Origin of the sequence: Streptomyces sp. NPDC096205, assembly GCF_044763135.1 — a bacterium.
Lineage (GTDB): Bacteria > Actinomycetota > Actinomycetes > Streptomycetales > Streptomycetaceae > Streptomyces.
Map to the genome: position 1 here is coordinate 466,176 of NZ_JBIWFS010000001.1, position 23,354 is coordinate 489,529.

At 72.7% G+C, this 23,354-nt stretch carries 17 protein-coding genes; 5 read left to right on the forward strand and 12 right to left on the reverse strand.

Translation table 11 applies throughout. From position 1 onward, the window contains the following. Positions 1 to 72 precede the first annotated feature (72 nt). A complete protein-coding gene (locus ACIQ6Y_RS02125; RefSeq protein WP_404031565.1) occupies positions 73 to 1,170 on the forward strand; it encodes a mechanosensitive ion channel family protein in 1,098 nt (365 codons plus the stop codon). 20 nt (positions 1,171 to 1,190) lie between these two features. On the opposite strand, the gene ACIQ6Y_RS02130 is transcribed toward ACIQ6Y_RS02125, so the two are convergent. Beyond that, complete coding sequence (locus ACIQ6Y_RS02130) at positions 1,191 to 2,750, reverse strand: M1 family metallopeptidase (RefSeq protein ID WP_404031567.1); 1,560 nt, start codon at positions 2,748 to 2,750, stop codon at positions 1,191 to 1,193. 233 nt (positions 2,751 to 2,983) lie between these two features. On the opposite strand from ACIQ6Y_RS02130, the gene ACIQ6Y_RS02135 reads away from it, so the two are divergent. Beyond that, positions 2,984 to 5,203 (forward strand): NADP-dependent isocitrate dehydrogenase, encoded by a 2,220-nt coding sequence (locus ACIQ6Y_RS02135; RefSeq protein ID WP_404031570.1) that lies wholly within the window; start codon positions 2,984 to 2,986, stop codon positions 5,201 to 5,203. Between the two features lie 121 nt (positions 5,204 to 5,324). Beyond that, positions 5,325 to 6,110 carry an N-formylglutamate amidohydrolase gene (locus tag ACIQ6Y_RS02140; RefSeq protein ID WP_404031572.1) on the forward strand — a complete coding sequence of 262 codons (786 nt, stop codon included), beginning with the start codon at positions 5,325 to 5,327 and terminating at the stop codon, positions 6,108 to 6,110. Between the two features lie 310 nt (positions 6,111 to 6,420). Here the strand turns inward: ACIQ6Y_RS02140 and ACIQ6Y_RS02145 are convergent, their stop codons facing one another. Genes ACIQ6Y_RS02145 through ACIQ6Y_RS02155 form a run of 3 tightly spaced genes read right to left on the reverse strand, consistent with a single transcriptional unit; the run spans position 6,421 to position 9,013 of the window. Then, positions 6,421 to 6,936, reverse strand: a complete 516-nt coding sequence (locus tag ACIQ6Y_RS02145; RefSeq protein WP_404031575.1) for a hypothetical protein — start codon at positions 6,934 to 6,936, stop codon at positions 6,421 to 6,423. Then, the gene (locus ACIQ6Y_RS02150) at positions 6,933 to 7,532 is read right to left on the reverse strand and encodes an RNA polymerase sigma factor (RefSeq protein ID WP_404031577.1); all 600 of its coding nucleotides are present in this window, start codon (positions 7,530 to 7,532) and stop codon (positions 6,933 to 6,935) included. The genes ACIQ6Y_RS02145 and ACIQ6Y_RS02150 overlap by 4 nt, the downstream gene beginning before the upstream one ends. Positions 7,533 to 7,588: 56 nt before the next feature. Continuing rightward, positions 7,589 to 9,013 (reverse strand): S8/S53 family peptidase, encoded by a 1,425-nt coding sequence (locus ACIQ6Y_RS02155; protein WP_404031580.1) that lies wholly within the window; start codon positions 9,011 to 9,013, stop codon positions 7,589 to 7,591. 148 nt (positions 9,014 to 9,161) lie between these two features. Between ACIQ6Y_RS02155 and ACIQ6Y_RS02160 the strand changes: the two genes are divergently transcribed. Next, the gene (locus ACIQ6Y_RS02160; RefSeq protein ID WP_404033651.1) at positions 9,162 to 11,726 is read left to right on the forward strand and encodes a CHAT domain-containing protein; all 2,565 of its coding nucleotides are present in this window, start codon (positions 9,162 to 9,164) and stop codon (positions 11,724 to 11,726) included. A 93-nt stretch (positions 11,727 to 11,819) separates the two neighbouring features. Here the strand turns inward: ACIQ6Y_RS02160 and ACIQ6Y_RS02165 are convergent, their stop codons facing one another. Continuing rightward, positions 11,820 to 13,880 carry a LuxR C-terminal-related transcriptional regulator gene (locus tag ACIQ6Y_RS02165; protein ID WP_404031583.1) on the reverse strand — a complete coding sequence of 687 codons (2,061 nt, stop codon included), beginning with the start codon at positions 13,878 to 13,880 and terminating at the stop codon, positions 11,820 to 11,822. A 320-nt stretch (positions 13,881 to 14,200) separates the two neighbouring features. Here ACIQ6Y_RS02165 and ACIQ6Y_RS02170 point away from each other — a divergent pair, with 320 nt between their 5' ends. Further along, on the forward strand, positions 14,201 to 15,286 hold the full coding sequence (locus ACIQ6Y_RS02170) for a M12 family metallopeptidase (protein WP_404031586.1): 1,086 nt from the start codon (positions 14,201 to 14,203) through the stop codon (positions 15,284 to 15,286). Between the two features lie 134 nt (positions 15,287 to 15,420). Here ACIQ6Y_RS02170 and ACIQ6Y_RS02175 read toward each other — a convergent pair whose 3' ends face one another. From ACIQ6Y_RS02175 to ACIQ6Y_RS02205, 7 genes are all read right to left on the reverse strand, one after another. Next, positions 15,421 to 16,545 carry an MsnO8 family LLM class oxidoreductase gene (locus ACIQ6Y_RS02175; protein WP_404031589.1) on the reverse strand — a complete coding sequence of 375 codons (1,125 nt, stop codon included), beginning with the start codon at positions 16,543 to 16,545 and terminating at the stop codon, positions 15,421 to 15,423. Continuing rightward, a complete protein-coding gene (locus ACIQ6Y_RS02180) occupies positions 16,538 to 17,623 on the reverse strand; it encodes an LLM class flavin-dependent oxidoreductase (RefSeq protein WP_404031592.1) in 1,086 nt (361 codons plus the stop codon). The genes ACIQ6Y_RS02175 and ACIQ6Y_RS02180 overlap by 8 nt, the downstream gene beginning before the upstream one ends. Continuing rightward, the gene (locus ACIQ6Y_RS02185) at positions 17,620 to 18,999 is read right to left on the reverse strand and encodes an NtaA/DmoA family FMN-dependent monooxygenase (RefSeq protein WP_404031594.1); all 1,380 of its coding nucleotides are present in this window, start codon (positions 18,997 to 18,999) and stop codon (positions 17,620 to 17,622) included. Before ACIQ6Y_RS02185 ends, ACIQ6Y_RS02180 begins: the two co-directional genes overlap by 4 nt. 21 nt (positions 19,000 to 19,020) lie before the next feature. Beyond that, positions 19,021 to 20,205 carry an LLM class flavin-dependent oxidoreductase gene (locus ACIQ6Y_RS02190; RefSeq protein WP_404031596.1) on the reverse strand — a complete coding sequence of 395 codons (1,185 nt, stop codon included), beginning with the start codon at positions 20,203 to 20,205 and terminating at the stop codon, positions 19,021 to 19,023. A 140-nt stretch (positions 20,206 to 20,345) separates the two neighbouring features. Continuing rightward, complete coding sequence (locus tag ACIQ6Y_RS02195) at positions 20,346 to 21,359, reverse strand: ABC transporter substrate-binding protein (protein WP_404031598.1); 1,014 nt, start codon at positions 21,357 to 21,359, stop codon at positions 20,346 to 20,348. Positions 21,360 to 21,395: 36 nt separating this feature from the next. Next, positions 21,396 to 22,160 carry an amino acid ABC transporter ATP-binding protein gene (locus tag ACIQ6Y_RS02200; RefSeq protein ID WP_404031601.1) on the reverse strand — a complete coding sequence of 255 codons (765 nt, stop codon included), beginning with the start codon at positions 22,158 to 22,160 and terminating at the stop codon, positions 21,396 to 21,398. Continuing rightward, positions 22,157 to 23,140, reverse strand: coding sequence for an amino acid ABC transporter permease (locus ACIQ6Y_RS02205; RefSeq protein WP_404031604.1), 984 nt, complete (start codon positions 23,138 to 23,140; stop codon positions 22,157 to 22,159). The genes ACIQ6Y_RS02200 and ACIQ6Y_RS02205 overlap by 4 nt, the downstream gene beginning before the upstream one ends. Between the last annotated feature and the right edge of the window lie 214 nt (positions 23,141 to 23,354).

A 23,354-nucleotide genomic window follows, 5' to 3' on the forward strand; every position in this document is an offset into this window, starting at 1 on the left:
CAACGTGACGAGACTTCACATCCGGCCGTCGGCGGGCCGTTCCGCCGCACCCCGTCTCCCCGGAGGTGACCGGTGACCCGCACGCTGACCCTGAACGACTACGTCATCGCCGGTACGGCCATGGCCGCCGGCCTGCTGGCGGCGTTCGTGCTGCGCGTGCTGGTGCGCTGGCTGGGCAAGCAGGCCGACCGCACCCGCTGGGGCGGCGACGACGTCCTGGTGGACGGTCTGCGGACCGTGCTGCCGTGGGCCGCGGTGCTGGGCGGCGCGGCCGCGGCGGGGGCCGCGCTGCCGCTGACCCGGGCCGTGCAGCGGCATGTGAACCAGACCCTGACCGTGCTGCTGATCATCGCGACGACGGTGACCGCGGCCCGGGTGGTCGCCGGCCTCATGCGCACGGTCACCGAGTCCCGCTCCGGGGTGGCCGGGTCGGCCACGATCTTCGTGAACATCACCCGGGTCGTGGTCCTGGCGCTCGGCTTCCTGGTGGTGCTCCAGACGCTCGGCATATCCATCGCGCCGATGCTCACCGCCCTCGGGGTGGGCGGTCTGGCCGTCGCGCTGGCCCTTCAGGACACTCTCGCCAATCTCTTCGCGGGCATCCACATCCTGGCCTCCAAGACCGTCCAGCCGGGCGACTACATCCGGCTGAGCAGCGGCGAGGAGGGCTATGTCACGGACATCAACTGGCGGCAGACGACGATCCGTTCGCTCTCCAACAACCTGATCATCATCCCCAACGGCCGCCTCGCCGGGGCCAACATGACCAACTACAACCGCCCCGAGCAGGAGCTGACGATCCTGGTGCAGGCGGGCGTCGCCTACGACAGCGACCTGGAGCAGGTGGAGAGGGTGACCGTCGAGGTCGTGGCCGAGGTGATGCAGGAGATCACCGGGGCGCTGCCGGAGCACGAGCCGGCCGTGCGGTTCCACACCTTCGGCGACTCCCGGATCGGCTTCACGATCGTCCTGGGCGTCGGCGAGTTCAGCGACCAGTACCGGATCAAGCACGAGTTCATCAAGCGGCTGCACCGCCGCTACCGCGAGGAGGGCATCCGCATCCCGGCTCCCACCCGCACGGTGTCGCTGGAGCAGGGCGCGGTGGTCATCCCGCAGCAGCGCTCCGGCGCGGCCGAGCCGGGCGAGGTGGCCTCCGCCCGGCTCGACTGACAGCTCCCTCCGAAAGCGCCTTACAGCGTCGCGGAGTTGTCGTGGGGCTTGGCGCTGCGGCTGGGCGGGGCGGCGAACGACGAGCTCACCGGCGTGACCGTCCAGTCCGGGTGGCCGGGCATCCGCGGCGTCTTGGTGCCGTAGAGCCACTCGGTGAGGAAGCCGGACAGATCCTCGCCCGCCGTCTGGGAGGCGACCGCGATGAAGTCCTTCGTGGACGCCGCGGAGTTGCGGTGGCGGGCGAGGAAGGCGCGCTCGATCGCGTCGAACACGCCCTGTCCGACCCGCTGCCGCAGCGCGTACAGCACGAGCACGCCGCCCAGGTAGCGCTGGCTGTCGAAGAGGTTGGCCGCGGTCGGCGAGGCCACCGGCCCGGACTGGGCCCGCCACTGGTCGCCGAGCGCGTAGGTGTGCTTCATCCGCGCCTCCAGCGTGGTCAGGCCGAGGGAGTCCGGCCAGCCGCGCTCGTAGCGGTAGAGCAGCCCGTAGTAGTCGGCGTGGCCCTCGTTCAGCCACAGGTCGGCCCAGGTGGCCGGGGAGACGCTGTCGCCGAAGTAGGAGTGGACCAGCTCGTGCATCATGTGCGAGCCGATCTTCTTCTCCTCCTGAAGGAGGAAGTTCGGCTTGTACAGGGTGAGGGTCTGGGTCTCCAGGCCGGTGAAGTCGAACGCCGCGGGGTCGTCGGAGTTGCAGGGCAGCAGCCCGTACGTCTCGAACGGGAAGGCGCCCAGGCGGGCCTCGACCCACTCCATCAGGCGCGGGGTGAGGGCGAGGGCGGGCTCAAGCGCGGCGGCGCGCGCGGTGGGGACGACATCGCGCAGCGGCAGCCCGTGCGGGCCGGGCCGCTCCTTGACGACGTAGTCGCCGACGGTGATCTGCACCACCTCGGTCGCGATGGGCGAGGCCGAGCGGTAGTAGTACGCCTTGCGGCCGTCGGCGAGGGTCTCGGTGCTCACGAGGTTGCCGCTGGCGACGCCGCGCAGTCCGGCCGGGACGGTGATGCGGCAGGTGAAGTCCGCCTTGTCCGCCGGGTGATCGTTGCAGGGGAAGACGGTGTGCGCCGAGTTCGGCTGCGGACACACCGCGAACCCGTCCGGGGTGGGCACCCAGGCGGTGTGGGCGAGGGCCCGCCGCGGGTCGGCCGAGTACAGGACGGTGACCCGCGCGGCCACGTTCGCCGCGAGCGGCGTGGCGGGGGTGATCCGCAGCTTCTCGCCCGACTGGGCGTAGGTGGCCGGGGTGTTGTTGACCCGCACGGACCGTATGTCGAGGCCGAGGGCGTCCAGGGAGAAGCGGTTCAGCTCCCGGGTGGTGGTGATCAGGAGGGTCGCGGTGCCGGTGACGATCCGGTTGCCGGCGTCCCAGGCCAGGTCGAGGTCGTAGGCGCCGACCCGGTAGCCGTCGTTGCCGAGGCTCGGGTAGACGGGGTCGCCGAGGGTCTCGGGGCCGGGCGAGGGGGTGCGCACGGGGCGCTTCGCCGTCGGTCCCCCCGTGGCGGCGTGCGCCGGGACGCCGGCGGTCAGTGCCGCGGCGGTGCCGAGGAGGGCGGCCGGGGCGGTCAGTCTGCTGCGATATCTCATGGTCGGCTTTCGCTCGGGCGGCCGGCTGGTCGGGTCCGGCCGTCGTCGGATGAGATGACGATCACCTGCCATGAGTGCAAGATCACCTCCTTCGGTTGCTCCGTGACCCGGATGATCCACGACCGATCTCCGACCGATCCACGAGCGGCTCCGGCCGGACCCCTGTCGAGACGGGGGCGGTCACGAGATATCTTGATGTCGAGCAATGTTGCAGACGTGGAGCGGAGCACCCGGTGACTGACTCGACCATCATCTATACGCACACTGACGAGGCCCCGGCCCTGGCGACGTATTCCTTCCTGCCGGTGGTCCAGGCCTACGCCTCGCAGGCGGGTGTCTCTGTGGAGACCCGGGACATCTCGCTGGCCGGGCGCCTCATCGCGGTGTTCCCGGAGTACCTGACCGAGGACCAGCGCATCCCGGACGCGCTGTCGGAGCTGGGTGAGCTGGCCAAGACGCCCGCGGCCAACATCATCAAGCTGCCGAACATCTCGGCGTCCATCCCGCAGCTCAAGGCCGCCGTCGCCGAGCTGCAGGCGCAGGGCTACGCGCTGCCGAACTACCCGGACGACCCGAAGACCGACGAGGAGCGGGAGATCAAGGCCCGCTACGACAAGGTCAAGGGCTCGGCCGTGAACCCGGTCCTGCGCGAGGGCAACTCCGACCGCCGCGCCCCCGCCTCGGTGAAGAACTACGCCAAGACCCACCCGCACCGCATGGGCGCCTGGTCGGCGGACTCCAAGACCAACGTGGCGACCATGGGCGAGAACGACTTCCGCTCCACCGAGAAGTCCGCGGTGGTCTCCGAGGCCGGCTCGCTGAAGATCGAGCTGGTGGCCGAGGACGGCTCCACCACGGTGCTGCGCGAGTCGGTGCCGGTGCTCGCCGGTGAGGTCGTCGACGCCTCCGTGATGCGTGTCGCCCAGCTCCGCGAGTTCCTCACCGCGCAGGTCGCCCGCGCCAAGGCGGAGGGCGTGCTGTTCTCCGTGCACCTGAAGGCCACGATGATGAAGGTCTCCGACCCGATCATCTTCGGCCACGTCGTACGCGCCTTCTTCCCGAAGACGTTCGCCCGGTACGGCGAGGCGCTGGCCGCCGCCGGTCTGTCCCCGAACGACGGTCTGGGCGGCATCCTCAAGGGCCTGGACGCCCTGGAGAACGGCGCCGAGATCAAGGCGTCCTTCGACGCCGAGCTGGCCGAGGGCCCGGCGCTGGCCATGGTCGACTCCGACAAGGGCATCACCAACCTGCACGTGCCGTCCGACGTCATCGTCGACGCCTCGATGCCGGCCATGATCCGCACCTCCGGCCACATGTGGGGCCCGGACGGCCAGGAGGCCGACACCCTCGCGGTCCTGCCGGACTCCTCCTACTCCGGCGTCTACCAGGCCGTGATCGACGACTGCCGCGCCAACGGCGCCTACGACCCGTCGACCATGGGCTCGGTCCCGAACGTCGGCCTGATGGCGCAGAAGGCCGAGGAGTACGGCTCCCACGACAAGACCTTCGAGATCCCGGCCGCGGGCACCGTCCGCCTGGTCGACCAGGCCGGCAACGTCCTGATCGAGCAGCCGGTCGCCGAGGGCGACATCTTCCGCGCCTGCCAGACCAAGGACGACCCGATCCGCGACTGGGTGAAGCTGGCCGTCACCCGGGCCCGTGCCACCGGCGACCCGGCGGTGTTCTGGCTGGACGAGACCCGCGCCCACGACGCGCAGCTGATCGCCAAGGTCCAGCAGTACCTGCCGGAGCACGACACCGAGGGTCTGGACATCCGCATCCTCGCCCCCGTCGAGGCGACCAAGCTGTCGGTGGAGCGCATCCGCCGCGGTGAGAACACCATCTCGGTGACCGGCAACGTGCTGCGTGACTACCTCACCGACCTGTTCCCGATCCTGGAGCTGGGCACCAGCGCCAAGATGCTGTCGGTCGTCCCGCTGATGGCGGGCGGCGGCCTGTTCGAGACGGGCGCCGGCGGCTCCGCCCCGAAGCACGTCCAGCAGCTGGTCAAGGAGAACTACCTGCGCTGGGACTCCCTCGGTGAGTTCTTCGCGCTGGTCCCGTCCCTGGAGCAGTACGCGGCGGCCACCGACAACCCGAAGGCCAAGGTCCTCGCCGACACGCTGGACCGCGCCACGGCGACCTTCCTCAACGAGGACAAGTCCCCGACCCGTCGCGTCGGCGGCATCGACAACCGCGGCAGCCACTTCTACCTGTCCCTGTACTGGGCGCAGGAGCTGGCCAAGCAGACCGACGACGCCGACCTGGCCAAGGCCTTCGCCCCGCTGGCGGAGACCCTCGCGGCCAACGAGCAGAAGATCGTCGACGAGCTGAACGCCGTCCAGGGCAACCCGGCCGACATCGGCGGCTACTACCAGCCCGACCCGGCCAAGGCCGCCGCGGTCATGCGCCCGTCGGCCACCTGGAACGAGGCCCTCGCCTCCCTGAGCTGACGCTCGCGGGTTTGACCGAGACTCCGCCCCGGCCGGCATCGCGCCCGGCCGGGGCGGAGCCGTTGTCAGACCCGTGTGGCACCTTGATCACATAAGCTTCCGCCTTTTCAGGGAGACCGTGATGTCCTTCGCTCTTGTGTCCGGCGCCGACGACTCGCCCGTGATCCTGCATGTGCCGCACTCCTCTCGGGAGATACCGGCCGAGGTGCGGGCCGGGATCGTGCTGGACGACCCGGCGCTGGAGCGGGAGCTGGACCACATCACCGACGCGCACACCGCCGAGATCGCCGCGGAGGCCGCCGCGCTCGCCGGTCTCACGCCCTGGCGGTTCGTGAACCGGCTGTCGCGGCTCGTCGTCGACCCCGAGCGGTTCCCCGACGAGCGGGAGGAGATGCTCGCCGTGGGGATGGGGGCCGTGTACACACGGACGACGCACAAGGAGGTGCTCCGGGAGGGGGACGGCCGGCCCGGGCCGCTCATCGAGCGGTACTTCCGGCCGTACGCGCAGGCCATGAGCGAGGCGGTGGCCGACCGGCTGGCCGCCACCGGGCGGGCGGTGATCATCGACGTGCACTCGTATCCGACCCGGGCACTGCCCTACGAGCTGCACGGCAGCGGACCCCGTCCGCCGGTGTGCCTCGGGACCGACTCCTTCCACACCCCGCCGGAACTGCTCGCGGCCGCCTCCGAGGCGTTCTCGCAGATCGGGGAGACGGGGCTGGACAGTCCCTTCGCGGGGACGTACGTGCCGCTGGAGTTCTACGGCCGTGACCCGCGGGTCGCCGCGCTGATGGTGGAGATCCGGCGGGACACCTACATGACCGAGCCGGGCGGCCCCGCCACGGCCGGGCTCGGTGCGCTCGCACAGGCGCTGGCCCGTCTGGTGGACGCCGTACCGAAGGGCTGATCCGGCCGGAGCAACTCCCGTGCGACGGGTGGCGGGGCGGCGGGTGAGGTGTGCGAGGAGGAGAAGGAGGCGGCGGCAGGCCGTCGGGCCGGCCGCGCGGTTCATCCCCCACCGCGGCTGCTGGTGGACACGCTGCCGGACCGGATGCCGGGGCTGCGGCTCGCGGTCCCCGTGGATCAGGTGCCCTGGCGTATCAGGACGATGATCCGGGGACCGCGGAGCCTGCCCCTGGTGAGTCAGGGGTGACCCGGGAGGCCGGGTGCGGCCTGGTGCGTCAGGGGCGACCGGGAGGCGGGTGCGGCCTGGTGCGTCAGGCGCGCAGCCATTCGGTGACGACCACCTGTCCGCCGGCCCGCAGCCGCAGCGCGAAGGGCCCCGACGGGGTCGTGTCGCTGGCGAAGCGGCCCATGTCGTCGGCGGCGAGGGCGGTCGGCGCGGCCGGCTGCACCCCGCCGAGGACCTCGATGCCGGCCGGCTGGGGCGGGAGCACCTGCCCCATCAGCCCCTCGCCGCTCACCTCCACGTCCACGGTCAGCTCGCCCGCCCGGAAGGTCAGCATCCGCGGCGGGTCGGCCACTCCCCTCACCGGGATGGCGTCGACCAGCGAGTCGAAGGTCAGCTCGGCGATCTGCGCGTCGAGGTCGTGCAGGAAGTAGGCCTCCACCGCGACCCTGCGCAGCTCGGCCGGCACCGGGTCGAGGACGGCCGCGGCGCGGCGCAGCTCCTCCTCCAGCGGGCCGGTGTCGAAGGAGTCCTCACCGAAGGGCTCGTCGTCGAAGCCGTTGCCGTCGTCGTGGGCGTTGTCGTTGGCGTCGTAGTGGTTCACAGCGCTCCCCGTGCGTCGATTCGGGCGCGCAGCCGCCGCAGACAGCGCTGGCGCAGCGGTCCGATGGAGCCCACGGCAATACCAAGGGCCGCGGACACCTCCTGGTAGGCCGGTGGCGGCGAGGCCATCAGCACCCGCAGCAGTTGCCTGCAGCGGTCGCCGAGCGCCTCGAACTCCTGCCACATGCAGCGGATCCGCTCGGTCTCGGCGGCCGCCTCCTCGGAGTCGAGGACGGACTGCTCGGGCGTACGGTCCTCGCTGACCCGGTCCAGGAGCTGCGGGTCGTCGGTGGGCGTGAGCCGCTTGAGGCTCTTGATGACCTTCAGGCTCTCGTGCCGTGCGGTGCTGGCGAGCCAGGAGCCCGCCTTGTCCGGTTCCCGCAGCCGGCCCAGATGCTGGGCGAAGCGGAACCACACCGTCTGGTAGACCTCGTGGGCGTCGGCGTCGGACAGCCGGTGGGCGCGCACCACCGACCACACCAGCGGGCTCAGCCCTTCCACCAGCGCTTTCCAGGCCGCCGCGTCACCCTCGACGGCGGACTGGACGAGCGCGCCGACATCTGCACGGTCCACGGCCCCACCCCTCGTGTACGGCATGTCATCGTACGCCGTGGAGGGGCATGCTCCGATCCTCGTCTGAACGGAGGTGCTCATCACGAGGCCGTGACCGGCACCGGGCGCCAGCCGGCCGGCCGCAGCGCCGGCACGTGCGCCCCGCGCACCTCCGCGAACTCGGTGTTCGCGGCGAGCAGTTGCCGACGGGCCGCGCGCGGGTCGGTCTCCTTGTGGGCGGTCATATGGGCGGCGATCATCCCGGCGACGACCGGGGCGGCGAAGGAGGTGCCGCTCCAGCTGGCGAATCCCTCGAACATGACCTGGTCGGCCTTGCCGGACCCGCCGCTCTGCCCCTCGGTCAGCACGCCGGTGTGGCTGGGGGCCTGGCAGGTGCAGGCGTAGGTGAAGCCGTAGCGGCAGGCGTCGTAGGTGGAGTGCTGGTAGACGTACGGCACGGGGGTGGTGAAGCCGGTGAGGGCGCTGGTGAGGCGCTCGCCGGGGGCGTACGCCCGCACCCAGGAGCCGTGGTTGGAGAAGCAGGCGCCGAACTCGCCGTCGCCGCGCAGGGCTCCGACGGACAGCACGACGTCCTCGAAGTCGGGCAGTCCCGCGTAGGCGGCGGGCCAGAAGGGCGTGGCGCTGGCGTTGTTGCCGGCGCAGGCGACCAGCAGGGTGCGCCGCTGCTTGAGTTCGAGCATGAAGGTCTCGATGCCGAGCAGGCCGTCGGTGCGGCCGTTGGAGGTGCCGGCGGAGAGGCTGAGGATGTCGGGCCAGCCGCCGCGGTCGACGGCCTCGAAGAGTTTCTCGCCGAATTCGGACTCCAGGATGGCGCCCGCGTCGGTGAGCGCGTTGCTCACCGTGATCTCGGTGTTGGGCGCGACGGCGGCGACGAGCCCGGCTATGAAGGTGCCGTGGCCGACGTACTGCTGCAGGACACCCTGGTCGTCGGTCTCCCTGAGCTGGGCGTCGCCCTCGGTGTGCACGAGGGGCGGGTAGGAGCGGTAGTCGTGCATCAGGCCGGTGTCGACGACGAGGACGCCGACGGCCGTCTCGGGGTCGTAACGGCTGGTGTCCAGGCCGGGGTTGGGAACCTCGGTGCGCGGGACGGGCACGGGTTCGTCGCCGGGACAGGCGTTGACCGCGATGGAGACGACGTGGTTGCGGCTGATCAGCCGGCGTCCGGCGCGGCCCTCGGCCTGCCGCACGGCGCGCATCGCGGCGGCGACCTCCTGGTCCGCGCCCCGGACGCCCTGGCCGGGGTCGCCGACCTGGATGCGGGTGATGCCGGAGCGGTTGGCCTCCCGGCTGGCCCGGCGCACGGTGTCGGCGGTCAGTGCCGGGTTCTCGGTGAAGTGGGCGCGCACGACGTCCTCGACGATGCGGGCCTCCTCGCCGTCGCGGGCGAGGACGACGCCCTTCTCGTAGATGAACTCGGCGGAGTCGTCGGGCCCCAGGGCGAGGGGGACGTCCGGCAGCGAGCGCTGGATCTGGTCGAACTGCTCGTGGAATCGCTGTGGTGCCATGGCGGGTCCTCCCGGTGGGGCAACGGTCGTCAGACAGAGCCGCGGGATCGTTGCCTGATACAGACCCCGACCCGTGTGATGCGGTTCCGTGGCGACTAGCATCCGTTGCGTGACAGCGGGAAGCGACTCGGTGCTGGAACTGCTGCCGATGGTGTTCGCCGCCCCGAACGAGGCGCTGGCGCGGGCCCGGAGCGTGCTGGGGTCCGGCGCCTCGCCCCTGCACGCCTCCGTGGCCCATCAGGTGATCGGCATCTGGCAGCGGGACTTCGGCGATCTGCGGCTCGCGCTGCACCATCTGCGCCGGGCCCGGGACTGCGCGGCGCGCGCGGACTCCGCCGAGCGGGAGGCGGACGTACTGGGCACGCTCGGGGTCGCGTTGGTGCACGCGGGGCGCACTCGGCAGGGGCTCACCGCGTTCGAGCGGGGCGTGCTGCGCGGCAGCGGGCACACGCGGGCGCGGGTGCTGTACCGCAGGGCGTACGCCTGGTGGGTGCTGGGGCAGCACCGGCAGGCACTGGAGGACGTACGGCGGGCGATCCCGGTGCTGCGGCAGGCGGACGACACGATCTGGACGGCGCGGGCGCTCACCCTGCGGGCGACGGTGCATCTGGCGCTGGGCGCGGTGGACCGGGCGGAGGCGGACTTCACGGCGGCAGAGGCGCTGTGGGACACCACCGGGCAGGAGCACGACAAGGCGGACGCGGTGGAGAGCCGGGGCCTGGCGGCGTTCCGCGCCGGGGACATCCCGGCGGCGCTGCGGCTGCTGGACGAGGCCGAGGGCCGGTACGCGGCGCTGGGCACACCGACGTTCATGCTGAACATCCGCCGCTGCGAGGTGCTGATGGCGGCGGGCCTCGCGCCGGAGGCGCTCGCGGAGGCGGACGCGGCGATCGCGGCGCTGGACGGCATCGGCGGCCAGTCGACCCGCAAGGCGGAGCTGCTGCTGGCGGCGGCCCGCGCGGCACGGCTCGCCGGTGACCCGCACACGGCGATAGCCCGCGCGGCGCTGGCGGTACGGCTGTTCGCCGGGCAGCGGCGCACCTGGTGGGAGACGCACGCCCGGCTGGTGCTGATCGAGGCGCGGGTGGCGGCCGGGCGGCGCTCGGGCCGGCTGGTGGCGGACGCGGCCGCGGTGGCCGAGCGCCTGGCGTCCTTCAAGGCTCCGGCCGCGCCCGAGGCCTCGCTGCTCGCGGGCCGGATCGCGCTGGCGCTGGGCTGGCGGGCGGACGCGGAGCGGCATCTGGCGGTGGCCGCGCGCAGCAGACACGCCGGGCCGCCGCTGGCGCGGATCACCGGCTGGGCGGCGCAGGCGCTGCGCGCGCAGGCGGCCGGGTCGGGGCGGGGTGTCCTTCAGGCGTGCCGGCGCGGTCTGGCCGTGCTCGACGACCATCGGATGACGCTGGGCGCCTCGGAGCTCAGGGCGCGGGCGTCGGAGCAGGGCGCGGAGCTGGCGGCGCTCGCGCAGCGGGCCTCGCTGGCGGCGGGCGGGTCACGGCGGCTCCTGGAGTGGAGCGAGCGCTGGCGGGCGACCGCGCTGTCGGCACCGCCGACCCGGCCACCGGCCGACCCGGCCCTGCAGAGCGGGCTCACCGCCTACCGGGAGATCGCGGCCCGTGCGGACGCGGCCCGGATGGAGGGGCGTCCGGTGCCGGCGCTGGAGCGTGAACAGCGGCGCCTGGAGCGGGAGATCCGTTCCCGCACCCTGCACATCCGTGGGGACGCGCCCGGGGACGGGGACCGGTTCGACACGGGCCGGCTGCTGGCGGCGCTCGGCGAGACCCGGCTGCTGGAGCTGGCGGTGGTGGACGGCCGGGTGCATGTGCTGCTGTGCGGCGGCGGACGGGTGCGCCGCTTCGAGGCGGGGCCGCTGGCGCAGGCCGAGTCCGAGGCCGAGCATGTGCAGGCCGGGCTGCGGCGGCTCGCGCATCCCGGGGCGGAGGCGCGGCTGCCGCTGGTGGAGGCCATGGGGCGGCGCCTGGAGGAGCTGCTGCTGGGTCCGGCGGCCGCGCATCTGGGCGGCGGACCGGTCGTGGTGGTGCCGCCGGGGCGGCTGCACCGGGTGCCGTGGGCGCTGCTGCCGTCGCTCCGGGACCGGGTGCTGAGCGTGTCGCCGTCGGCGACCAGCTGGCTGCGGGCCCATGAGACCGCGCCGCCGCCGGGCGGGCGGCATGTCCTGGTACGCGGTCCAGGGCTGGCCACGGGCGGCGCGGAGGTGCCGGAACTGGTGGGCCGGTACGGCTCCCCGACCGTCCTGGAGGACGACGAGGCGCGGGTGCCGCGGGTGCTTCAGGAACTGGACGGGGCGGCCTTGGCGCACATCGCCGCGCACGGGGCGTTCCGGGTGGACAGCCCCCTGTTCTCCTCGCTGCGGATGGCCGACGGGCCCATCGTCGTCCACGACTTCGAGCGCCTCGACCGCAGCCCGTACCGCATCATCCTGTCCTGCTGCGACACCGCCCGCTTCGCGTCCGTCGGCGCCGACGAACTCCTCGGCCTCGTCACGGCGTTGCTGCCGCTGGGCACCGCGGGCGTGGTGGCGTGCAGCGCGCCCGTCAACGACGAGGCCGTCGTACCGCTGATGCTGGCCCTGCACAAGGGCCTCGCCGCCGGGCTGTCCCTGGCCGAGGCCCTGCGCGACGCCCGTGCGGCCGTGCCGGACGACGCGGTGCACCAGGCGACGGGGTGGGCGTTCACGGCGTTCGGCGCGGCGTGAAGGCCCGCCGGGTCAGGCCGACTTGGTGTCGGACTCGGCCACCAGGCAGGGCAGGGTCCGACGGTCGCCGCCGAGCCGGTGCACGCCGTCGGCTCAGGCCGACTTGGAGTCCGGCTCGGCCACCAGGCAGGGCAGGGTGCGGCGGTCGCCGCCGAGGCGGGTGTAGGCGCCGTAGAGGTGATTGCCGACCGTCCGCACGGACAGGGTGAGGCGCTCGGCGATCTGCCGGTTGCTCAGGCCCGCCGCTGCCAGGGTCACGATCTGCCGCTGGCGCGCGGTGAGTTCGCCGAGCACCAGCCCGGTCAGGGCCGGGGTACGCGCCCCCTGGCAGCGGCGCGCCAGGGCGACGGCCCGCGTCCGCGCGGTACGCGCCGCAAGCGGGTCCCGGTGCACCCGGGCCGCCTGGGCGTGCGCCTCGGCCGCGAACAACACGAACCCCCGCTCCCGCAGCGCCTCGGCCACCCGGTCGAGGGCAGGTCCGTCACCCCGCGCGAGCGCCTCGGCGTGAGCGGCGAACACCCCACCGGCAGGCAGCGCCCCGACCGCCCGCTCCGGCACACCGAGTCGTACGGCGTCGTAGGGCCGGTCGTCGCCGAGCGCGGCGATCGCGCCGTCGAGGTCGCCCCGGGCGGCAGCGAACCAGGCGGACGCGGCAGGAGGGACACGGCTGAGGGCTGGGCCTTCAAGGACGCCGCGCGGGGTGAGGCGTTGGGCATCCGTGGTGGCAGCCTTGTCGCCGGGCAGTGCGCCGGTGGGTTCGGCGCCGAGCTGCGCGGACCCGGTGGCCGGCCGGTCCCCCGCCCCCGCGCCACGCGGCACGCGGTGCGGGTGACGGGCGACCGGGGCCTCGTCGTCTCGCTCGCCGCGCGCGGACGGCCCGTGCGCGCGAGGGCTCGTCGGCCAGCCCGTGTCATGGCCGGACAGGTCACCCGACTGCGCTGTGCTCAGGGCGAGTTCGAGTCGGCACGCCTCGTCCTCCGGAGTGTGCCGGAGGGCCAGGCGGGACCAGGCCGCGGCCTCGTGGAGTTCGCCGCGGAGGCGGGAGAAGCGGGCGCGTACGGCCGCGTAGGGCGCGGGGACCGGGGTGCCGGACTCGGTGAGCCAGTCGCCCGCGGGTGTGGGCAGGTCGCGTACGTCGGCGGCGTCGATGCGCCGTTCCAGCGTGGCCGCCTCGGTCTTGAGGGCGAGGCCGGTCTCCTCCGACGTACGGGTGAGGCGGCGGGCGCGCAGGCGGCCGGCCGCGGCGCGCAGGGCGGGGCCGTGCAGGGGGTGGGCGAGGCGGACGGCGTCCGGGGTGCGCGGGTCGTCCGTGACGAGGATCAGGCCCTCGGACTCCAGGCGTTCCAGGACGCCCAGGTCGCAGTCGGCGGCGTCGAGCGGCAGGGGTTCGGCGAAGGCCAGCCGGTCGAGGGTCGCCCGCTCGGCGGGGTCGGTGCGGTCCAGGACGGCCGCGGCGCGCTCGTGGACGGCGAGGGTCAGCGGGAGCGGCCCGTGCCAGGCGCGTGCCCCGGTGTCCGGGTCGGGGACGAGCAGCCCCCGCTCCTCCACCGCGCCCAGCAGGTCGCGCAGCAGCCGCAGGTCACCCGCGCACAGGCGGTGCAGCCGCCGCGCGGTGAGGGGCTCGACGGGACCTCCCGCGGCGGCGGTGACGAGCCGGTCGGCCTCGTCACGGGGCAGCGGCTCCAGCTCCAGCCGGGGCAGCAGCTCGCCGGTCCACAGCCGCCGTACCGCGCCCGGTGCGGGCACGCCGTCGGTGGCGACGACGACCAGCCGGGTCCGGGCGTGCAGGGCGAGCTGGTGGACGAGCGCGGCGGAGGCGTCGTCGAGCAGATGGGCGTCGTCGACGACGAGCAGCCGTACGCCGGACAGCAGGTGCAGGGCGCGGTGCAGGGTGACGGACTCGGGCAGCAGGTGGGCGAAGGCGGCGAACGGCGTCTCACGGGTGCCGGGCGTGCCCGCGACCCGGGCGCGGTCGGCGCCCCGGACTGCCTCCTCGACCAGCCGGGTCTTGCCGCAGCCGGCCGGTCCGGTCACCACGATGCCGTGCCGGGCGGCCGTCAAGGACCGCCGGACCAGCTCCAGTTCCTCCTCCCGCCCGGTGAACGGCCAGGGCACCGGCCCCAGGACCTTGGCACCCCGCCCGAAAGACGTCACCGTCTCGGAAAGCGTCCCCGTCTCCGTAGGCGCCACCGTGTCGGTAGACGTCACCGTGTCGGTAGGCGCCACCGTCTCGGAAAGCATCCCCGGCTCCGTAGGCGCCACCGTCTCGGAAAGCATCCCCGTCCCGGTAAGCATCCCCGTCCCCGTAGGCGTCCCCGCCCCCGTCTCGACAGACGGCACAGCGGTCTCGAAGGGCGTCACGGTCTCGAAAGTCGTCACGGTAACGGGAGTCGGCGTACTCACCCCTGATACAGGGCGACTTGAGTAGACCCCGACTCAGGCGCCCGGCGGCGGCCGGGGGGCAGGCTGCTGCCATGACCGGACGTTACTGCTCACTCGCGCAGGCGCCGGCCCCCGCCTTCACCCCGGGGCTGGCCGCCGAACGGCTGAGCGCGCTCATCGGCGGCCGGCCGATGTGGGTCAACGGCACGGTCCTGCACTACTGCTTCTTCGACGGCGACCACGACGCCTCCGTCATCCACCTGCCCGGCTCCACGGAGACCCGGCGGGTGTCGTGGGTCGGCTCCGAGGAGCAGCGGGACGTGGTGCGCGCCGCGTTCCGCGAGTGGCGCGACCTCGGGATCGGGCTGTCCTTCGTGGAGGTCTCCGACCGTTCGGAGGCGGAGCTGCGCATCGGGTTCCAGCTCGGCGACGGCTCATGGTCGTCGATCGGCAAGGACGCGCTGCGCGTCGGCATCAACGACCGCACGATGAACTTCGGCTGGGACCTCACCGCACCCGGCGAGCGTGCCACGGCCCTGCACCAGATCGGGCACGCGCTGGGCATGCTGCACGAGCACCAGAGCCCGTGCGCCGGCATCCACTGGGACGACGAGGCCGTCTACGACGAACTGGCGGGCCCGCCGAACTTCTGGAGCCGGGAGACCACCCACTTCAACATCCTGCGCAAGCTGGACCCCGCGGAGGTCAACCGCGCGGTGTGGGACCCGCAGTCGATCATGGAGTATCCGTTCCCGCCGGGGCTGATCCTGGAGCCGGAGGAGTTCCGCGGCGGGCTCAACCCGCCCGGGACGCTGTCGCCGCTGGACAAGGAGTTCGCGCTGCGCTGGTATCCGCCGCTGGACGCGCCGCGCCCGCCGGCGCTGGTGCCGTTCCGTTCCGCGCCGCTGCGCCTCGGCCCCGGCGAGCAGGCCGACTTCACCGTCGAGCCGGCCGAGACCCGCGAGTACACGGTCGCCGCGTTCGGCGACTGCGACACCGTCGTCGTGCTGTTCGAGGAGCGGGACGGGGAGCCCCGCTATCTCGCGGGCGACGACGACGGCGGCACCCCGCGCAACGCCAGGATCGCATCCCGGCTGGTCAAGGGGCGCCGCTACTTCGTCAGGGCCCGTCTGTACTCCGGCTGGGGTCCGGGCGAGACCGCCGTCATGTGCTGGTGACACACCGCACGCACGAACCACAGTCCGGCACCGGGGGGCGGCCGGGGATTTCGTCACCTTCGGGGGAGGGTGGCGAAATCCCCGGCTGCGAGCGGAAACCCCGCACTACGAGGGAGGTGCGGGGCTTCCGCACGTCAGGGACGTCCCGAGTGGCCGCGGCGCGCCCACTCCTCGGCGAGCAGCTCGTAGGAGCGGACGCGGTCGGCGTGGTCGTGGGTGATCGTGGTGACGAGGAGTTCATCGGCGCCCGTGGCCTCCTGGAGCTGCTCCAGCCGGTCGGCGACCGTGGCCGGTGAGCCGGTGAACCGGGTGTCGACCCGGTCCTGCACCAGGGCCCGGTCCTCGTCGCTCCACTCGTGCGTCCGGGCCTCCTCGGGGGTCGGGAAGGGGATCGCGCCCTCGGCCGTACGGATGCTGCGCACCCACAGCCCGTACCCGGTGGCGAGTTCGCGGGCCCGGTCGTCGTCCTCGGCGACGACGACGTCCGCGGAGACACTGACGTAGGGCTCGTCGAGTACGGCGGAGGGCTTGAAGTGCGCCCGGTAGGCGTCCACGGCCTCCAGCACGGTGGCCGGGCTGACGTGGTAGTTCGCCGCGAACCGCAGTCCGCGCGCGCCCGCGGTCTCCGCGCTCGGCCCGCCGCTGCTGCCCAGGATCCACACCTCGATGTCGGCGCCCTCCCCGGGCACGACGTGCGCCTCGACGCCCTCCGGTGAGCGGTAGGTGCCGGCGAGCAGGGCGAGGAGGTCGTCGATCTGCTCGGCGTAGTCCTGCGGTTCGGCCCCGGGTTGCAGGAGCAGCCTGCGCTGGAGCGCGATGCGCGGGGAGCCGAGCAGGTGCTCGAAGGAGAAGCGGGGCGGGATGAGCAGGCCGTTCGGCGCGTGCCGGGGGCCGTCCCCGGGCAGGGCGGGGGCCGGCCGGCCGCCCGAGCGGCCGAGGCCGAGGTCCAGGCGGCCCGGGTGCAGGGCGTCGATCAGGCCGAACTCCTCCACCGTACTGAGCGCGGTGCGGTGCCCGAGCTGGACGGCGCCCGAGCCGAGCCGGATCGTGGAGGTCGCGGCGGCCGTCAGGGCGAGGAGGACCGCCGGGGACGTCCCCGCCACGCCCGGGTTGAGGTGGTGCTCGGCGAACCAGTGGCGGGCGTAGCCCAGACGCTCGGCCTGCCGCGCCAGGTCGATGGAGTTGCGCAGGGCGTCCGCTGCGGTCGATCCCGAGGAGATGGGGACGAGGTCGAGGACGCCGAGGGGGATCTCAGGCATGAGCGCGCTCCTTCTCCGTACTCGGCAGCACCGGCTCCCAGGCGAAGGGCGGGTCGGGGATGGAGCGTCGCAGGACGGGGGCCACCTCCGACTGGAACAGGCTCAGGGAGTCCCGGTGCTGAGTGTCCGTCAGGCCGCCGGCGTCGGCGTGCAGATGCAGCACGGTGTGCCCGAACCGCTCGTGGTAGCGGTGCACCTTCTCGACGACCTGCTGCGGGCTGCCGATCAGCGCCGAGCTGCGCTCGACGAAGTCCTCCAGGGTCTCGAAGACGACCGGCAGTCCGTGCCGCCGCTGGAAGGCGAGGTTGCTCTCGAAGACCGGCCGGTAGGTCTCGGCCGCCTCCTGCGAGGTCCGCGCCACGTACAGCCCGGCCGTGCCCGCGCCGACTGCGAGACCGGCCGGGTCGTGGCCGTAGTGTGCCCAGCGTTCGCGGTAGTACGTGATCAACTCGGCGTACGGCTCGATGGGATGGGTGACGTTCGCCGAGAACAGCGGGTCGCCGTAGCGGGCGGCCAGGTCGACCGACTCCCGGCTGGTGGCGCTGCCGTGCCAGACCCGCACCGGCCGCTGGTAGGGGCGCGGCCAGGCCTCGGCGTCCTTCAGCGGCGGGCGGAACCGGGTCTGGGCGGTGACCTTGTCCTCCGTCCACAGCCGCCGGAACACCTCGTAGCTCTCGGCGTTGCGCTCCCACTGGTCCTCGGGCGTGACGTGGAACAGCTCGCGCTGCGCGGAGCCGTTGCCCTTGCCGATGATCAGCTCCAGGCGGCCGCCGGAGAGATGGTCGAGGGTGGCGTAGTCCTCGAAGGCGCGCACCGGGTCGAGCAGGCTGAGCGTGGTCACCGCGGTGAACAGGCGGATACGTCTGGTCAGTGCGGCTATGTGGCTGAGGACGACCGGCGGCGAGGAGGAGAGGAAGGGGCGTTCGTGCCGCTCCCCCACGCCGAAGCCGTCGAAACCGAGTTCCTCCGCGAGCAGCGCGTTGTCCAGGACCTCGCGGAAACGGTCCTGGGTGGACTTCAGGACGCCGGTGACCGGGTCGGGACGGTGGACGATCAGGGTGATGGCGAGGAACTTCATGACGCCGCCCGGCTGTCGGCCACCTCGTCGGGGTGGGCGAGGCCCAGGTGGTCGCGCAGGGTCGTGCCCTCGTAGTCGGCCCGGAAGACGCCCTGCTCCTGGAGCAGCGGGACGACCTTGTCGGCGAACTCGTCGAGGCCGCCCGGGGTGATGTGGGGCACGAGGATGAACCCGTCGCTGGCGTCGGCCTGGACATAGTCGTTGATGGTCTGCGCGACCGTGGCGGGACTGCCGACGAAGTTCTGCCGGTTGCCGGTCTCGATGACCAGGTCGCGGATCGACCACTTGTTGGCCTCGGCCAGCTCCCGCCACTCCCGCGCGGTGGCGACCGGGTCCCGGTACATCCGCACCTGGGCGCGGCCCCGCGCGATGTGGTGCTCGCCGGGGTCGGGGTCGATGTCGGGCAGCGGACCTTCCGGGTCGTACGAGGAGAGGTCCCGGTTCCAGACGAACTCCAGGTGCTTGAGGGCGGTGGCCCCGCTGACCTGCTGCCTGCGCACCTCGCGGGCGAGTTCCTCGGCCTCCGTGTCGGTGTCACCGAGGACGAAGCTCGCGGCGGGCAGGATGAGCAACTGGTCGGGGCGGCGGCCGTACTTGGCGAGGCGGGACTTCACGTCCGTGTAGAAGGCGCGTCCCGCGTCGAACTGGGCGTAGCGGCTGAAGACGGCGTCGGCGCTCGACGCGGCGAACTCGCGGCCCTCCTCGGAGTCGCCCGCCTGGAAGATCACGGGGCGGCCCTGCGGGGAGCGCGGGACGTTGAAGCGGCCGTGGATGTCGAAGTGCCTGCCGGTGTGGACGAAGGCGCCTGCCTTGGCGTCGGTGAGGAAGGTGCCGGTGGCCTGGTCGGCGAGAATCTCGTCGCCGTGCCAGGAGTCGAAGAGTTCGTTCGCGGTGGCGAGGAACTCCTTGGCGCGGGAGTAGCGCTCCTCCTGCGGCAGGAAGCCGCCGCGGCGGAAGTTCTCGCCGGTGAAGGCGTCCCAGGAGGTGACGACGTTCCAGGCGGAGCGGCCGTCGGAGAGGTGGTCGAGGCTGGCGAACTGGCGGGCGACCTCGTAGGGCTCGTTGAAGGTGGAGTTGATGGTGCCGGTCAGGCCGAGGCGGTCGGTGACGGCGGCGAGCGCGGCGAGCACCGTGAAGGTGTCGGGCCGGCCGACCACGTCCAGGTCATAGATCTTTCCGCCCTGTTCGCGCAGGCGCAGGCCCTCGGCGAGGAACAGGAAGTCGAACTTGGCGCGTTCGGCGGTGCGCGCGAAGTGGGCGAAGGACGAGAACTCGATGTGGCTGCCGGCGCGCGGGTCGCTCCAGACGGTGGTGTTGTTGACGCCGGGGAAGTGGGCGGCGAGATGGATCTGCTTCTGCGACTTGCTCTTGCTCATGGGGTGCGGTCTCCCTCCGGCTCAGGCTGCGGCGTAGCGGTTGGCGGGGCGCGGCAGGCCCAGCAGCCCGCGCAGAGTGTTCGCCTCGTAGGCGCGGCGGAAGGCGCCCCGGCGCTGGAGTTCGGGCACCAGGTGCCGGGTGATCGCGGGCAGGTCGTGCCCGGCGACGGCGGGCCGCAGCCGGAAGCCGCTGAGCCCCTCCGTCTGCAACTCCTGGAGCAGGTCCGCGAGTTGGGCGGCCGTCCCGGTGAAGATCCGGGCGTCGCTCTCGTACGGGGCTCCGGCGAGCGTGTCGAGACGCTCGCGGCGGGCGACGGCCTCGGCCTCGGTGGCGTCGAGGAACACGACCAGGTCGCCGAAGACGTGCAGGGGCTCGTCCGCCCGTCCGGCCGCCTCCTGCTCGGCGCGGATCTCGGCCACGATCGCGCGGGCGTGGGCGGCGTCGTGCGGGGTGACATAGCCGACGTCGGCGGCGCGGGCGACCAGCCGGTAGGGCACGGTCTGGTGGGCGAGGGCGGTGACGAGCGGCTGGCCCTGCGGGGGACGCGGTGTGATCGAGGGGCCCTTGACGCTGAAGTGGCGGCCCTCGAAGTCGATGTAGTGCAGTCTGTCGCGGTCGATGAAGCGGCCGGTGGCCACGTCCCGGATCTCGGCGTCGTCCTCCCAGCTGTCCCACAGCCGCCGCACGACCTCGATGTAATCGGCGGCCTCGTCGAAGAGTTCGGGGACCGACGGGTCGTCGTAGTCGGTGATGCGGGCGATGGTGCGGCGGCCGAAGTGGGCTGCCTCGTTCGGACGGGCGGTGATCTGCACGCGCAGGCCGGCGCGGCCGGTGCTGACGTAGTCGAGGGTGGCGACGGCCTTGGAGATGTGGAACGGCTCGGTGTGCGTGGCGACGACCGTCGGCACCAGGCCGATGTGCGAGGTCAGCGGGGCCACGCGGGAGGCGATCAGGACGGCGTCGAGACGGCCGCGGACCTGGTCGGTGCGCTCGTCCGGGTCGAGGAAGTGGGAGGACTGGGGGCCGAGGCCGTCCTCGACGGTGACGAAGTCGAGCAGGCCGCGCTCGGCCTCGGTGACGAGGTCGGCCCAGTAGCCCGCCCTGAACAGTTCACGGGGCCGGGCGACCGGCTCGCGCCAGGAGGCGGGGTGCCAGCCGGTGCCGTCCAGGGCGACGGCGAGGTGCAGGGGTGACGCAGAGGACATCGGGGTGCCTTCCGTTGCGGGCCTGAGGGGTGGCCTCAGGGGTTGCCTCAGAGGTGCCTGAGCGGTTGCTTCAGGGGGTGCCTCAGAGGTGCCTGAGCGGTTGCTTCAGGGGGTGCCTCAGAGGTACCTGAGCGGCTGCCTCAGGAGTTGGTGAGCGGCAGGCCGGGCGGGTTGACCTCGGACTTGGCGACCGCCTCGTTGGAGAGGTTCCAGGCGGCGAGCCACTTGGCGTAGGCGCCGCTGTCGATGAGGTGGTTGATGGCGGCGGCCAGCGGCTTCGCCAGTCCGCTGTCCTTCTTGGCGGTCGCGGCGATCAGGCCCTGGAGGGTCTCGCCCGCGCCGGAGAACTGGCCCGCGATCCGCGTCGCCTGGGGCGTGCCGGCGGTCTTCGTCGCGTGGTAGGCGAGGTTCGGGCTGGGGCCGAAGTAGGCGTCGATCTTGCCGCTGTTCAGGGCCAGGTAGAGGCTGTTGGTCTCCTGGAAGTACTTGACCGTGAGGGGCTTGCCCTCCTTGGCGAGCTTGGCCTTCCACTCCAGGAGGATCTTCTCCTGGTTGGTGCCGTTGCCGACGGAGACGGTCTTGCCGGCGAGGCTGTGGTAGTCGCCGTCGAAGGTCCAGGTGTCGTCCTTCTTCACCTCCAGGGCGAGGTCGTCCTTGCGGTAGGAGGCGAACTCGTACTTCTGCTTGCGTTCCTCGGTGTCGGTGACGTTGGAGAACGCCACGTCGACCTTTCCGCTGTCGAGGCCGATGAAGAGGTTCTCCCAGGTGGAGCGGCGCACCTCGGGTTCGAGGCCGAGAACGGCGGCCACCAGGCGGGCGAGGTCGACCTCGGAGCCGGTGAGGGTCTTCTGGTCCTCGCCCACGAACCCGAGGGGCGGGCTGCCGGAGGGCAGCGTGCCGGAGCCGATCACCAGGGTGCCGCGCTTTCTGATCTCCTCGGGGAGCTGGGCGCTGATGGACTTCACCTCGGAGACCTTCAGGGTGGTCTCCTTCGCGGCGCCGTTGGAGAGCCGTCCGACGGTCACGGTGCCGGCCGGGTCGGCCGTGGTGGTGGCGGCGTCGCTCTCGCCTCCGCAGGCGGTGAGGCCGGTGGCGAGGGTGGCGGCGGCGGTCGCCGCGGTGAGGCCGCGGAGGAGGGTGCGTCGCGAGAACATGCGTGTTCCTTTTCTGGTGCTTGTCGCGGTGGGTGTTCAGAGGACCTTGGCGAGGAAGTCGCGGGTCCGTTCGTGCTGCGGGTGGTCGAGGACCTGCTCGGGCGGCCCCTGTTCGACGATCCGGCCGCCGTCGATGAAGACGATCCGGTCGGCGACCTCGCGGGCGAAGCCGATCTCGTGGGTGACGATCAGCAGGGTGGTGCCGCTGGTCGCCAAGTCCTTGATGACGGCGAGGACTTCACCGACCAGCTCGGGGTCCAGCGCCGAGGTCGGCTCGTCGAACAGGATGATCCCGGGCCGCAGCGCGAGCGCCCTGGCGATGGCGACGCGCTGCTGCTGTCCGCCGGACAGCTGGCGGGGGTAGGCGCCGGCGCGGTCGGCGAGGCCGACCCGGCCGAGGAGTTCCCGGGCCAGCTGCTCGGCGGCCGGACGGGAGAGCCGTCCGGTGGCGACGGGCGCGGCGGCCACGTTGTCGAGGACGGTCAGGTGCGGGAAGAGGTTGAAGTTCTGGAAGACGAACCCGATCCGGCCGCGCTGGGCCAGGATGGCCCGCTCCCCCAGCTCCTTGAGCCGGCCGCCGTGCCGTCGTACGCCGATCAGCTCGCCGCCGACGCTGACATGGCCGATCTCGGGCTTCTCCAGGTGGTTGATCACCCGCAGCAGCGTCGACTTGCCGGACCCGGAGGGGCCGAGGATGACGGTGACCTCGCCGGGCCGGACGGTGAGGTCGATGCCGTCCAGGACGCGCTGAGTGCCGTACCACTTGTGCACGTCGTGCACTTCGAGGGCGGTGGCGGTCATACGGCGGCCTCCCTGCGGGCGCGGGCGCGCAGCTCACCGAGGCCTGCGCGGAGTTTCTGCAGCGGGGTCGGCGGCAGGGTGCGGGTGGCGCCGCGGGCGAAGTACCGCTCGACGTAGTACTGGACGACGGAGACGGCGCTGGTCAGGAGCAGGTACCAGACGGTGGCGACCAGCAGCAGGGGCACGATGTCGCCGGGGTAGGTGCTGCCCATGGTCTGCACCGAGCCGAACAGGTCGAGCAGCGACACGTAGAACACCAGCGAGGTCGCCTTGATCAGGCCGATGAGCTGGTTGACGTAGTTCGGCACGATCGAGCGCAGCGCCTGCGGCAGGACGATCCTGCGGAACTGGTAGCCCTTGGGCAGTCCCAGCGCGGCGGCCGCCTCGTGCTGGCCCTGGTCGACGGAGAGGATGCCGCCGCGCACGACCTCGGAGGCGTAGGCCGCCTCGTTGAGGCTGAGCCCGACGACCGCGACCGCGAGATCGGTGGCCAGGCGCGACTCGTCGAAGGTGAAGAACGCCGGGCCGAAGGGCACGCCCAGGCTGAGCGTCTGGTACAGCGCACTGAAGTTGTACAGGAAGAGCAGCACGACGATCAGCGGCACCGACCGGAACAGCCAGGTGTACGTCCAGCTCACCGCCCGCAGCACCGGGCTGCCGGACAGCCGGGCGAGGGCGAGCAGGATGCCGCCGAGCAGACCCAACACCGCGCTCAGGGCGGCGACTTCGAGGGTGATGAGGAGCCCGTCGAGGATGACCGGGCGCAGGAACCAGTACTGGAACCGGTCCCATTGGTAGAAGGGGTTGGTCGCCAGGCCGTGGACGAACTGGGCGAGCAGGACGAGGACGACGGCGGTGGCGATCCAGCGTCCGGGGCGGCGCAGCGGCTGCACCCGCTGTGCGGCGAGGGGACGCTCGGGTGCGGGGGCGGCGGGCGCGGCTTGGGCGAGGGACACGGCGGCGCCTGGGGGTTCACTCATGGCGGGCTCCAGCGGAGTCGGACACCCCGGGCAGCCCGGCGGGACACCACGGCGGACCCCGCCGGGAGGGCGGGGCTACGGTGGTGGGCCGGGACGGCGGTACGGCGTGGTGGCGCACGGGGGCGCGGACCGCACGGGACCGGGGGCTGGGCGGGCGACGGCACACCGCTCGGGCGGTGTTCGTTCAGGGCGTGCGGGGCGGCCGGGAGTGGAC